Source organism: Microbulbifer zhoushanensis (genome assembly GCF_021729055.1).
GTDB lineage: Bacteria > Pseudomonadota > Gammaproteobacteria > Pseudomonadales > Cellvibrionaceae > Microbulbifer > Microbulbifer zhoushanensis.
Genome location: NZ_JAJSAO010000005.1, coordinates 72,300 through 85,301, shown reverse-complemented (window position 1 = coordinate 85,301; position 13,002 = coordinate 72,300). Strand labels below are relative to the sequence as shown.

Annotated in this window: 12 protein-coding genes; 1 reads left to right on the top strand and 11 read right to left on the bottom strand. The window is 59.9% G+C overall.

Annotated features, from left to right (window positions below):
- Positions 1-9: 9 nt before the first annotated feature.
- The 10 genes from LVD10_RS11190 to LVD10_RS11145 form a co-directional block, all read right to left on the bottom strand.
- Positions 10-561, bottom strand: coding sequence for a phage baseplate assembly protein V (locus LVD10_RS11190; RefSeq protein ID WP_232941847.1), 552 nt, complete (start codon positions 559-561; stop codon positions 10-12).
- Positions 558-1,796, bottom strand: a complete 1,239-nt coding sequence (locus tag LVD10_RS11185) for a hypothetical protein (protein ID WP_232941849.1) — start codon at positions 1,794-1,796, stop codon at positions 558-560. The genes LVD10_RS11190 and LVD10_RS11185 overlap by 4 nt, the downstream gene beginning before the upstream one ends.
- 1 nt (position 1,797) lies before the next feature.
- Complete coding sequence (locus LVD10_RS11180; protein WP_232941851.1) at positions 1,798-2,082, bottom strand: hypothetical protein; 285 nt, start codon at positions 2,080-2,082, stop codon at positions 1,798-1,800.
- Between the two features lie 11 nt (positions 2,083-2,093).
- Positions 2,094-2,795: a hypothetical protein gene (locus LVD10_RS11175; protein ID WP_232941853.1), complete on the bottom strand. Its 702-nt coding sequence runs from the start codon at positions 2,793-2,795 to the stop codon at positions 2,094-2,096.
- Entirely contained in the window at positions 2,792-4,690 is a 1,899-nt protein-coding gene (locus LVD10_RS11170) for an ATP-binding protein (RefSeq protein WP_237063676.1), read from the bottom strand. Before LVD10_RS11170 ends, LVD10_RS11175 begins: the two co-directional genes overlap by 4 nt.
- Positions 4,691-6,043, bottom strand: coding sequence for a Pvc16 family protein (locus tag LVD10_RS11165; RefSeq protein ID WP_232941856.1), 1,353 nt, complete (start codon positions 6,041-6,043; stop codon positions 4,691-4,693).
- Positions 6,044-6,448: a hypothetical protein gene (locus LVD10_RS11160; protein ID WP_237063674.1), complete on the bottom strand. Its 405-nt coding sequence runs from the start codon at positions 6,446-6,448 to the stop codon at positions 6,044-6,046.
- A 466-nt stretch (positions 6,449-6,914) separates the two neighbouring features.
- A complete protein-coding gene (locus LVD10_RS11155) occupies positions 6,915-7,553 on the bottom strand; it encodes a hypothetical protein (RefSeq protein WP_237063673.1) in 639 nt (212 codons plus the stop codon).
- Between the two features lie 131 nt (positions 7,554-7,684).
- Positions 7,685-8,161 (bottom strand): phage tail protein, encoded by a 477-nt coding sequence (locus tag LVD10_RS11150; protein ID WP_232941862.1) that lies wholly within the window; start codon positions 8,159-8,161, stop codon positions 7,685-7,687.
- 11 nt (positions 8,162-8,172) lie between these two features.
- Entirely contained in the window at positions 8,173-10,515 is a 2,343-nt protein-coding gene (locus tag LVD10_RS11145; protein ID WP_237063671.1) for a phage tail sheath family protein, read from the bottom strand.
- A gap of 1,452 nt (positions 10,516-11,967) precedes the next feature.
- Here LVD10_RS11145 and LVD10_RS11140 point away from each other — a divergent pair.
- On the top strand, positions 11,968-12,144 hold the full coding sequence (locus LVD10_RS11140) for a PLD nuclease N-terminal domain-containing protein (protein WP_232941866.1): 177 nt from the start codon (positions 11,968-11,970) through the stop codon (positions 12,142-12,144).
- 45 nt (positions 12,145-12,189) lie between these two features.
- Here the strand turns inward: LVD10_RS11140 and LVD10_RS11135 are convergent, their stop codons facing one another.
- Positions 12,190-12,939 (bottom strand): DUF8692 domain-containing protein, encoded by a 750-nt coding sequence (locus LVD10_RS11135; protein ID WP_237063669.1) that lies wholly within the window; start codon positions 12,937-12,939, stop codon positions 12,190-12,192.
- Positions 12,940-13,002: the final 63 nt, after the last annotated feature.

The window sequence follows — 13,002 nt, the reverse complement described above, 5'->3', positions numbered from 1 at the left end:
GTGGCCTCCTTACACGACTTTCAGCGCGGCGTTCTTGACGTCGAAGGCAGCGGCGTCGAGGACAACCTTGTTGCCCTGGGCCTCCTGGGTGACGACGTTTGCTTTCAGCGTGATCTCGCCACCTTTTATCGTGATCGAGCCGCCGTTCTTCTTGATTTCGATCTTGATCTCATCCGCGGAGTCGTCGACCTCGATACGGAGTGACCCGGTCTCGAAATGCACCCGGGCAGGGTCATAATCCTGCGCATCGAGTTCACCTTCCTGCCACAGGAACCCGCAATACACGAGGCGGTCAATCCTGCCACCGAGGAACTCCACCCATACCCTGGTTCCCTCCGGTGGCAGCGCAAAAAACCCGATGCCGTCCCCTGCGTAGGGCACGCAAGGGTCAGCCCAGACACCTTTTGAGTCTGTGATGTTGTCTACCCTGATACGCAGGCGGCCGCGACATTTCGGATCATCCCTGTCGATGATTTCGCCGAGGTACTTGCCGTAGAGACGGCCGGTGCTTGGCCGGTAGAGTTCGTCGATTGTGGGACCGCGGTTCGGAATGTCGCTCATACCATTTCTCCAGTTGCACCGGGCACCCCGGTCTCGTCGGCTGCACCGTATTCCCTGCCGTCGCTCTCCAGGACGGCATCCATCCAGTGTCCATCGATGCGGATCACGTGCGTCGCGTCGCTGATACGAAAGAGCCTGTTCGCCACGGCCTCCGGTACTCCCTCCAGCGTCGCCAGTTCGTTGGGGATGCAGAGCTTCTTGAGCATCGCCAGGGTTGTTGAGAGCTTTACCTTGCGGTCAAAGGCGCGCTCTTGCTCGAGTGCCTCATTGACCTGCTCGCCGTCCCCCCCCGGCTGGACAGCCCGGGGCACGAAATGAATGCCGGGGGTGTCGTCGTCGGGAGGCGGTTCCAGTGGGTTTGTCGGTGGTGAGGGAACACCGGGTGTGGTCTGGCTGCCTGATTGTTCGGGCATGGTCTGGACGTTGCTGCCTTCAGACATTACTTCGAAGCTGGTCACATTGGGGCAGGAGGCGCGATTGACATTCACCTTGAAACTGATTGGCCCGGTATCCTCCCCTCCGAGAACCGGCAGCGCCTGGGCGGCAGCGGCAACACCGCCGGTTGATGGCGCACCGCCCTCCTCGAAATAGGGGGAGCGGGCCCAGTGGATCTTTGGTGTCACAGTCACGCTGGGCTCGCTGTCGTCAAGCGGGTTGAGGTCACCCAGCCCGGGTGTCGCCTCGGGCACGCGGGCGTAGCTGACCCAGAAGTTGTGACCGAAGGCAATGGCCTGCGTCCGCAGGAAATCGAGGTTGTTACTGTTCTGCCCAAGTGGGTTTTCTTCCTCGTCGAGCTCGTTGTTCTCCGGCGCGTCGACGTGGTGCTCGGCGAAGTCCTGCTCGATCAGGTGTTTCATGACCGCGTCAACCTGGCCGGACCAGGCGCCGGTATAGCTCCGTGCCGCCATGATTGTGCGGATGTCCTGGCCGCGATAGAGAATGGTCGAGCCGACGCCACCCTGGGTCTGATGCTCCTCCACTTCGCTGACCTTGCCCTGGAACAGCACGTGCCACTCGCCCCGGTCCCGCGGCCGGACAAGAACCGCGACCTTGCGACCCGGGGCGAGCAGCCGGTGGCGCACGCCCTGCCGGTCGGGCAGGTCGTGCATGAGGATACTGAAGCTCGTCGGGTCATTGAGTTTGTGCTCGGAGCGGATCTCCAGCACACACTGGCGCTGTTCCCGGGTCCACGGGGTTCCCCCGCTGCCGCTGACGATCTGGATAGTCGAAAGCATCTCAATCCTCGTCCGTCGGGATGCGGATCCGCGCCTGGGCGAGAACAGCATCAGGCAGCAGGCGCCCGTTATGCGCTGTGATCTCCCAGAACGCTTCGGCGCGCTTGAGATAGAACCAGGCGAGATGATCCAGCCGTTGGGGGTCCTTCGTGATATGCGTGCCGCGGTTCCGTCTCGCCGGGATAACGGCAGGCTTGACCGCCAGCACCTCGCGCCCGCGCGGGTCAGTGGTCTTGAAGGGCTGTGAGTGCTTTGTATAACGGCTATCGGGGGAGAACTTGGCCATCGTTTCCTCATTCAGATTGGCGCGATGAGTCGCCAGAGTGGCGACAGGTCGGCGAGGTTGGCGACCGCCAGCAAATCACTTTGCGCGCGGGTGTATTCATAGGCGGCGATTGCGATTTCGGCGGCATCGCTGTTGCTGCAGCGGAAGTAGTCGGGCGTCAGCACTTTCAGCTCCATTGCCACCGTCGCCCGGATCGGGTAGTAGAGCGCATCGTGTTGATGCTCGGTAACTGTGAAACTCTCGATCTGGACCGGCAGGATTATCCGTGCACCCAGCCAGAGAATGACCGGAGCCACCTCGGGCGGGGTGTAATCCGATGAGCCGGTGTTTGTGAGGTCGGCCACCGACTGCAAAAGATCCCCGACCAGGCCCTTGGTAGGCTCTATCATCTTGCGCAGCGCCGCCAGGCGCGCTTCAACGCTGAACGAGTTCGGTGGGACCAGTGAGCCCTTCGCGGCATAGGGATCGATCTTGATCTCGAAGCCGGTGAACTTCTGCGGTACCTCAATCGGCTGCACCGGTGCGCCGGGGCTGGGGGCGCCTTCCTCCGCCTCGGCCTTCCAGGGAGTGAAGTTACGGGTCAAGGTCTCGGGGTTGATGTCGAACTGCACAACGTTGGGAATGTTGCCGGCAATCCCGGCGATGCCGGATTTCGGGTTGAGCTGGATCAGTGCGCCCTTGACGGACTTTACCGGGGGGGCAGTCAGGGTCATGACGGGACCTCCGAGATCTCCGGGTTGCCGTAGGAGAGCACACGGCCCAGTTCACGCTTTCCGGGCAGGCGGCCGTTCTGCCGCGCTTCGGCCAGCGTCGCGCGCCGCAGCGCATTAATGGTCAGCACGTCTTTTCCACTGGCGGCTCCCTGTGCGTAAGCGTTTAGCACGACGGCCTTGATGCGCGCGCCGGAGAAACTGAATGCGGGACCCAGGACCTCTGAAAATGCCAGAACGTCCTCTGCCGGTTCGAAAGGTGACAGGGCGAGGCGCCACAGTTTTGTGCGCTCGGACTCGCCCGGCGGCTGGAAGTCGAGCGTATGGCGGATACGGCGCAGCATGGCCTCATCGATTTCCTGGGGCCGGTTGGTGGCGAAGATCACCGTACCCTCGTAGGCGTTCTCGATCAGCTGCAGGAAGTAGGCGGTGTTCTGGTTGTCGGCCCGCGCGATCTCGTTGCGAGTGTCCGTCCGCTTCGAGACGACAGCATCAAACTCGTCGATAAACAGAATCGCGCCGGACTGGCTCGCGGCCCGGAACATTTTGCGCAGGTTCTTGTTTGTCTCGCCGCGCCATTTACTGACAAGGCTCGCCACGTCCACGCGGAAGAGCGGCCTGCCCGCTGCGCCCGCCAGAACCCGGGCGCTCAGCGTCTTGCCAGTGCCGGGGGGGCCCTGCAGCAGGATCGAGAGCGCCCGTTCCTGAACATAGACCCGGGCGACCTCGGGCCTGTTCATCAATTCGTGCTGGGTCTGTATCTGGGCCACCAGGTCCTCGAGCTGTTCCCGCATGGGCGGATCCAGGACAAGATCGTCGAAGCCCACGTCGGTCGACAGTTCGATTGCCCAGGCGTGGAGGGCGCGCGTACTTCGTCTTACGGCGCGACGTGCGAAGAGGTCGATATCGGACGACGGCGCAGTCTCAATCAACCGGGCATCCACGCCGCGAATGGCGGCCACACGACGAAGCTTGTTCTCAGGTGCATCGGGAAAGCGCTCGCGCAGCCGCGCGCGCAGGGCATCACGGCGGGGGGCGGGAATCTCGAAGCTGAGGTACCGGTGCGTCCTGGAAGTTCGGGCTGGCTGGCTTTCTACATTCGGAATGAACTGGAGCCGCGCGGAGGGCGAGATGCCCGGCTCGAGGAGCTGGGGTTCGGGGGCCTGCCAGCAGAGCGCCGCGTTCTGGACAGTGATGAAACGGTGGATACGCAGAACCTGGTCGGGAGTGAACGGTTCCTCCTGTGCCTGCACGACCCACAGGCTGGTGTTCAACATGGATGCCACTCCTGCGGCAACCCGGGTGAAGTCAGTCTCGGGGCTGCCTGTCAGTTCGCAAACGATACAGTGCGCCTTGCTGCCCTCGACCCGGATGGCCTGTGCCATGTTTTGCAGGACCTTTTCATCAGCAGCCTGTCCCTCCTCGACGCGCGTCAGTAATTGCTGGAGTGCCGGTTCCAGGCCCGGCCTGCCGGCCAGCCATTCGATCACTGCGAGGTCGATGTCAAAAGCCATCGGGGCCCCGGGTCCCATATCGCGGGCACGGACGAGCTGCCAGAGATTCAGGGCGCTGTCCGAGGTGTAGATTGGTATCCGGCCCAGCCCGAAGGCCTCCCTGACGAGCGCTTCATGGATATAGGGGAATGAGGACCTTTCGCGAATGGCTGCCTCGAGAGTGGGGTCGATATGTTGTGCAATAAGGCAGGTCAGCAGGTCACACTCGGGTTGTGTCAGGCCCAGCATCTGGACAAGCTTTGCAAAGCGCGAATTTTCCGGGTCGCTGAGCCGGGCGCGCAGCATCGCCACCTGCTCGCCGTCGTGGCGACCGGTCAGCTTTTTTTCAGTGAGTTCGACGATGGCATCAATGTCGATGGCATAGAGTTCGGCGAAGCTGCGCATCTAGGTACCCCCCACCCAGAACGGCTGGCTGACGGCGTTGCGGATCCAGAGCTGGACATAGGCCAGGGCATTCTCGTCAGCGTCGTCGGACAGCACATAGTCGATTCGCCTTGGTCCGGCAATGGCGGCGTCTCCCGCCTGGAGGCCGGCCGCAGAATCGCGCACGTGATAGACCGCACCACCGATGGCCAGCCGCAGGAGACTGGCATGGTTATCCGCGGGCGCCATCGTCTCCAGGTCGAAGTTACCATCGAGGTCGAGCCGGAAGCGCCGACCGGAGACGAGGTCGGCCTGCGCGATGTGGGGATTCAGTGTGAAAGGCAGGCGGTTGGACGGGATCTCGAAGGGCACCGGTTCGCCGCCCTGCATCATGGTCTCGCTGGTCAGGACACGAATCTGCGCATCGCCTGGCTCAAGTGAGAGTGGTTGCATCACGCCGGCGACCGGACGGGCGACCACTGCACCGGTGGTTACCAGAACTTCACCGCGCTCGTCATCGATTGCCCAGCCGTTCGCGGCGTTAGCCTCGAAGTCGACGCGGAAGGTTTCCATGGTATCGCCCACGGGCACTGTGAGTTCGATATCCACGAACTGGTCAATGGAAGTGCCGCGGAGCACGAGAACGCGGTCTTCCGGTCCTGCGCCCGGGAACAGCTCGGCCGGTGTGCGGTTGAATTGTCGCTGTGAAGTTCCGCCCGCTCCGGGAATGGTTGCGGTGATTGTGCTCGAGATACGCTGCAGGCGCGGCCCCATGTTGGGCAGCGTCGCGTCACCGACAGTCAGGATCGGCCCGGAAAGTTCCTGCGGCATCTCCGGCTGTAGCCGTACGTTCTTGACCCTGAAATATAGGCTCGGTCGAACCGCACCGCCGTCATAGGCGGGCCAGACATTGAGCGCCTCGCTGCCGGTTTTGACGACGACTTCGATCTCGAAGTGGTTGCCCGCCCCGACGAGGGCGTCGTCGAAGACCGGGACCGTCCCGATCGAGACGTCCTCGTCCAGTTCAGAATGGTCCAGCAGTGTCGCCAGGGCATGACCCAGGAGATCCTGCTCGGACAGGTGCGGAAGCACTCCGGTCGCCTGGTAGACAGTGAGGTGGTAATGAAGTGTCACTGGCTTGGAGAAGAACACCGGGCGGGACGGACTGGCAGCAGGTTCCTCCGCGGCGTCGGGCTTTCCCTCGGGATGCAAGTGATACAGGAAGATGTTGACCAGGTTGGTTGTGGGCGACACGTCCAGCGGTGAAACCGAACTTGTATTGACGGTAAGTACGCCCCCCATACGCCGCTCGATATTGGCCGCGAGCAGGGTCTCCAGGGTTGATGTGACCTGGGAAAGCTGGGTGACTGCCATCTAGCGCTCTTCCTTCTTCCAGGCCGCGGCGAATCGAATCGGGCCGATTCTCGAGGCCTCGGCTGCAGTTCGGGGTGCAGGCCTGGCTGGCTGTTCGGCGCGGCTCTCGTTCGTGTGGTGATGGTGGATCTCGGTAACGACTTCCCGTGTCACCTCGCGCACGGGTTCGATGTCGGTGGGAATCGGGTTGTCACGCACCTCGGGCTCGAAATCGCTGGGAGATACAAGGGGCTGCTGGGGTTCGAACTCGCCGTGCAGCCGGGCAAGGGCCCGGGCCAGCTCTGTCTCGATCGCAGCCAGTGCAGGACCGGGATCCTGCTCCACAGGCTCGGTGGGTTCGGGTGCCGGATGCCCTTCCGCTGGTGCACGAGATTCAGTCTCTTCCGGCTCCGGCTCGAAAACCATGTTGTTGTCGACATTTTCGAAGTGTTCGTGGATATGCGTGGTTGAGTGGTCGACATGCTCTCGAACATAAATATCGGGGTCCGTAGCCTGTATCGGCTCCTCGATGCCGGAGTCGGGTGCCGGGGGAATATCGGCAGGTCGCTCTATGACCCGAGTTTCGTGTGCGACAATTTGCTCGTTCGGTTCGAGCGGTTGGGCCTGTGTTGGCTGTGCGGGGGGCTCCCGCTCGGGCGGGGATCGGTGAACGGTCTCCCGAAAATCATCGGGTTCGGGAAGCTCGGGATGAGCGAGCGGCAGGTTCACGTCGTCGGGTCCGGTAGCAGCCCCGACATCCGAAAATGGCAGGTCTGGAGTGGCAGCTTCGGTGATCGGGTCCGTCCATGGGGCATCCGTGCCTGTTATAGGCTCAGCAGGGCGATAACTTTCCAGTATGTCTTCGAAGTAACCTGACATTGCTCTATCGCCCTCAGCGGCTACTACGTGCGCGACCGCGCTGCACTTGGATAGTGTCGACCAGCGCAACTCGTGTCTGGCGTGGCAGGTCGAGGATGTCCGCGGCGGACCAGTGATAGCAGGAAGCCAGCACATGAATGTCGGCCAGGAGCCTGTGCAACCAGGTGCGAAGTCGTGAGGCAAGGTGGTTTCGCAGGACGAAGCGCTTACGCACGATTTCCCCGCAGCGCGGGCAGGGGGACTCGATGTCGTCCGCCAGGATCGGGCAGGCCCTGGCAACTTCCGCCTCGAACTCAGTTATTTTCTCCGGGTGAAGGTCTGTGCCACCTTGCCAGAGCCGGCGAGCCAGGACGCGCTGGTCCCGTTTTACTGATTTCAGGATCGACTGCGTGGGGAGCACATACGGTGCGCCATCAAAGGTTCTCTCCCTGTCCGGTTTCACCGCGTCGCGGATACTGGACAGCCAGGTGCCGAGATAGAACGCCACGGAGAATTTCTTGCTGCAATCCGGACAGTCCACGTTCTGGTCGATGGTGGTGCCAAATGTACCTGCATAGACATGTGCCAGCATCAACTCGTAGTCGATCAGCGGAAGCTCTGGCAGGTCATCCGGTAACAAACGGTCATCGCCCTGGACAAGCGCTGTCGGCATCAGCTGGTCAGGATTCGCGCCCAGCCGAAACAGCGCCTGCTCGTCCAGAGGGCGGCAAAGGTAGCTTCGTCGTTTCCCGACACCATAAATGACCTTCCCCCCTATCATCTGCGCCACATAGCCTCCCGTGATCAGGGTTCCAGGTATTTCGTCAGGCTGTATTCATATTGCAGCGAGAAGGTCAGGAATGTGTTTGCCTCGGCGTTGGAGTCCAGCGCGTCCCAGGCGATCGAAGTCGGCAGGCAGGAAAACAGCTCATGCTGGATGCGTGGGCGCATCTGGCTGTCCTTGACGTGGATCATCAGGTTTTTCTTCATCCCATCAACCGAGATTGCACCGGCGCTAACGGGGCTGTGTACCTGTTCGAACCAGTTGAGCAACGCGACGTCGAGCACCTGTGCCTGCTTGATCTCACAGGCCTCATAGGTCACCGCACCAGGGCTGTAGACCGAGTAAAGCTGGGTGCCGTCCTTGGAGGGGTTCGCCGCTACACTCGACTTGATGGCACCGATGGCGGTGACAGCGGCAACTGACTGCCCTTCGAGAAACAGCTCGAAATAGGCGTTGGTCAGCGGGGTCGGACGAACCGTGACAGGCGTAATGGGCATGGTCGCCCTCCTTAAAATGAGGGTTGCTCAAACTTGTGCTGAACATGAAGGTGAATAAACTCAGCTGGGAACAAGGGTGCGAAGAAAACCCAGACGTTCATGATGCCGAGCGCGATATCTGTAGGGGACGTGGTGGTCTCATCACAACGCACGTTATAGGCTTCATCGACAGTCGCGCCGCGAAACGCTTTTTTCTCATAGAGTCCGTGCATGAAGGCGCGGCACATCATCTCGATATTCGCCCAGGTAACCCGGTTATTGGGTTTGAAAACAAATTCCTGCAGCGCTGCCTGAAGAGAGTTCTTGATAAAGTCCGTGGTCATCCGGACGGGAATGTAGGCGAAGTCCCGGTTCGAGAAAGCATCATCACCCGCCAGCGTGCGAACGCCCCAGCTGACGTTGCCGGTCGACTTCGCACGCAGTGCATTGATTCCACGCGGATTGATAACGCCGTTGTCGGCGTCCGACATCGGGTACTCGAGGCCTGTAACCCCGACGAGCGGTGCAGAGAGGCCTGCGGCGGCGTTCCACACACCGAGCCGCCCGATGGTCGAGGCGATCACGCCCGCCATGGTGCCGGAAGGATCAATGTGCACCTGGGTGCGCCCGTAGGGCGTCCTGACCCGCGGCCAGAAGACACAGGTTACCTCGGGGATCACGCCGCTCTTGAAGTCGATAAGCTGGGCTTTTGCGGTGACCTCGTCGACCGTCGACCAGGCGTTCTCGTCACTTCTCGGGTCCATGATGAGAAGGGCGTTCTGTTCACGGCAAAATGCGCTGGCTGCGCCCCAGATTCCGCCGCGCTGGTCATCGCTCTGTTCATGACCGCGAGGCAGAATCAACATATTGAAGATATCGACTTCACGTGAAACCCGCTGGAACACGGCCTGGTAATCCGCGAGGACCGGCGCCTGGCCGTCGCTACCCATAGTCGCGCCACCGGCCTGTCCGAGGCTGAACGCCGCGCGAATTGCCGCGGCTGAATCCAGGTAGGCAATTGCGCCTCCGGTATCAAAGCTTCCCGCTTCTGAGGGCGCTAACATGCCGTCGTTGCGGACGGCCCGGACCCGGTAACCGATACGGCTGAACGTCCAGGTATTGCCTAGCGGGTCGGCAGCATTCAATGTTGCCACCAGGCTATCGAGATTGTTGGCAAAATTCGCCAGCGAGAGTGGTGTGTCGCTGTCCCCGTCCCCGTCGTCCATCGGGCTGGTCGCGCTGGGGATACCCCAGGTCAGCCCCGTGAGGCTGCCGTCTGTGGTGCCATCCCCGAAATCAACCGGCCACGGCTCCGCCCCGACACTGAGCGGTGCCTCGAGCGGTGAAATGTCGTCCGCCGAAGCGAAAGGGCGCGTCGTAACACCGGTCATCACGGGTCGGTATTGGGAGTAAAGGCCAACCTCCAATCCGCCCTGCAGGCTGCCGAGCGCGAGGGTTCCTGTACCGTCGTTATGCCCCGCAGGAAGGATGCGGATCGAACGGGTCCCATCTGTGCTGTCCACTGCGATGCGCAGCGCGGAGGAACCGTGCCCGCTGTCGTGAGCAGTCACGTGTACATGGGCCGAGAGACCACGGGCTCCCAGCGAGGTGTTGATTGCCTCCTGGATAGAGGCCAGGGTGATTGGCTGGGTCAGCGTTACCGGTACCTGCTCACGCCCGTCAATCTCGACGATGATCCCCAGGTCGTTGCCGATGCCGGACAGGAAAGTACTGAGATCGGCAAAGTAAAAGCCGGACTGGCTGTAGACCAGGTCCTCATTATTAATCGTGAGGTCCGGCGGGGCGTGCTCGGTGGTCACACGGACCAGCCGGGAATTTCCATTCACTACGCGCTGGACGAAGTTGGGCGCCTGCGGGTCCATGGAAAGGTTGGTGAAGGCTTCGCTTTCAGCCCGCCCCAGGCGGCCCTGGTCGTCCACCGTCTCCCGCCAGAGCGTCAGGTTGAAGGTCAGTTCCGGGTCGGGTGTGTCGTAGTCGACTTCGACCCGGATCGCATCGCCGAGAACCCCGGCATCAACCGCGTCAACGCGGAGCACCTCGCTGCCGGGGCCGGCGAATTCGCTCTCGATCACATGATGTGCAGCAACGGCATTATTGGCAGTGCGGACGACTACCGCATCGCCCAAGCCAGCAGTAAAGGCCTGGCGTATCTGAATGCCGAGCTCGCCGTAAGCCAGGTCATCGCCGAACTGCGCGACGTACTGCTCGAAACTGCGAATCGCAACAGGTGTATTAATGGGACCCTTCCGTGCCATGCCGATAGCAAGCAGTCGGCTCGAAATTGCGCCGCGGGCTACAGACTGGCCAGAGGGATGCTCGAAGGTGCGAACACCGGGGGACAACATTATCGACATTATATCCACCTTGGGTTGGCGGGAATCAAAAATGAACCTATCAGTGGGAAATTGTTCCTGTCTATGGTTGAAATTGATGTTGGCGCTTAATCCTCTTACGTCTTATTACATGGAGCACTGGGTATCATTCTGGTGGTGGAGGGTTTCACTTTCGTGAGTGGCCGGTGCCATGCCTGCTTGCAGGTGATGTGTACCAGTTGTGTGGATTAAAATTGCAGGGAATGTTCTTCAGGGGATTTTCTACGGCTGTGAATTGCAAAATATTTTCGGTTAACAAGGTTTCTTTTTCCTGCATTTCTGAAAGTCCGTGTAATTAACCTTGCCGGGCCAATCATCAAAACTGGTTTTTATGGGGCCTGTATATACGTATTGCGACCCGTGAGAATTTGGATAGTGGTGGTTGCAGCAATATGCCCCGTGGCTACAGGCATTAAACCGTATGCCCTGCATGGTGTGTCGGTAACGCCTGTGGGTGGTTGCCGCGGGTTCAATAGGAAAGCAGGATGTGGTTGTAGGAAAGGATTAAAGCCGGGAATGCCAGCAGTACCTTGTTACCGTTTTCAAGGCGAAGCCTTGCTTGCAGGGGTAGTCAATAATATTTAGCCAAGTGCGGTTTGGGGGAGAGGCATTTGCTGTTCTTTTCTATCCTGGACATTTTATATTTATGGGTCGCCTGCTTCCCGGGGTGGTGAATTCTCAGGCTCAACAGGGCTTTCCGGAAAGGCGGCACCGAGTCGGCTCTCTTGTTTTTTTCTGTTTGAGTATCTTTCTGCTGCCAGAGACTATCTGGATCTGTGAGGTTGTCTGAAGGTGATTTACTGTCGTTAATGGTTGTCTCCCTATTATGTTGATTTGTCAGAAGTCCATTAATTGATAATAGGGAGGTAAGAGTGCTTTGGATAATAATGCCGTGATAGTGTGGTCGATAAAGACCGGAGGGGACAGGAATCACTGCCTGCCGTGACACTGCAGGGGCAGTAGTGCTGCAATAGCCGAGCGGGGAGAGCTGCAAGGCGCTTCTGGCAAGGTGATGGGTGATCGGTGGGGCTCACTACCGTTGATGCCTTAAAGCAGGTGCCTAGTGCCATCCCGGCTGCCTTACTGTCTGCCCTCGCTCAGTTCCCCTCGATACTAACAGGGGAGTTTTGTACAAACGTTTTATTCTGGCAGCAAAACCATCCTTACAAAGCGGCGGGCCCTGTCTTGTCCGAAGAGCTTTCTCGTGGAGGACGAAACCCGCTGGTGACCACTGGCTGGTGCAAGCGTGTATGCTGCGTGACTGTTGTACTTGCGCGGGGCGAGCTGCCGGTCCCTGGCGCAGAACGCGTGGTATGCCCCGGGTGCCCTGTAGTTTTTCTCCTGGTAGCAAGCGTTCCTGCACTCTACCCGCCCTTGGCTATACTTTTCGCTTTCCTCCATTCGAGTACATGTGAAAATAAAGGGAAGGCAATTATGGAAGCGATACTCGGGATCCTGATCCTTATTGCTGATATTTACGCAATCATCAAAATCCTCCAGAGCCCGGCAGGCGCGCTCAAGAAGATTATATGGGTATTGTTGGTGCTGATTTTGCCGGTGATCGGCCTGATCATCTGGTATTTCGCCGGCCCGGGCGGGAAGGGCGGGTAGATAGCGCCTGGCCAGGTATGGCTTCGGAGCAGTCGTGGTAAGCGTTCAGGCTTCCGGCGCCTGCCCCGGCAGTGACGCATCTTTCCACTGTTCCGGAGATTCGTTTTCAGCCAGTATGCCACAGGTGACCGCCAGGCCCTGGTACGCTGTCCGGGAGAAATAGAATAGCCAAAAAACGATGCCGGCAAACTTGGCGCCGTCCTCCAGCAGGTACGGGTCCGGTAGCCAGTCAAAGGAGTTCTTGTCGATAAATACCGACAGGAAAAAGAATCCCAGGGCGATCGCGAATGGGACGAAATCAGTCTCCAGAATGGTTGTACGGAACTTTGCCAGGTAAGCCAGTATCATCAGTGCGTAGGCGATTAGTACATATCGCTCGCGCATATGGAGGAAGTGTGGGGCTATGTCCTCATGAAACAGGAACAGGTCATCCAGCATCACCAGCGAGGTAATCAGACCGGAGGTGAGCAGGAACAGGCAAATCGCTCTTCTGCCGATTTTCATACCCAGTAAAAGGGCGGAAAACAGGCAGATGGTTGCCGAGGCACTCCATAGCACAATACCGATATTGGAGAGTATGCCCACATAGAAGTGCCCCTGCAGGACTGCGGCGGGGTCCCGGGTGAATGTGCCGACGGGGATGCCGGTTGACTCTGAAGCCGCGGATAACGCTATAAGCAGCGCCAGGGTAATGGCCCCCAGTGACAGCAACCAGAATCTCAGTATTTGTAACTGCTGTAAGGCCCGGGTAATCAGCTGTGCGTGGGTATGGCGGGACTTTAACTGCGCTGGCATGGTACTGCCCGTTGATCCTTTCCGTGGCAATGAGGCCGGCTGCCGGTGACACTGCCGGATAAA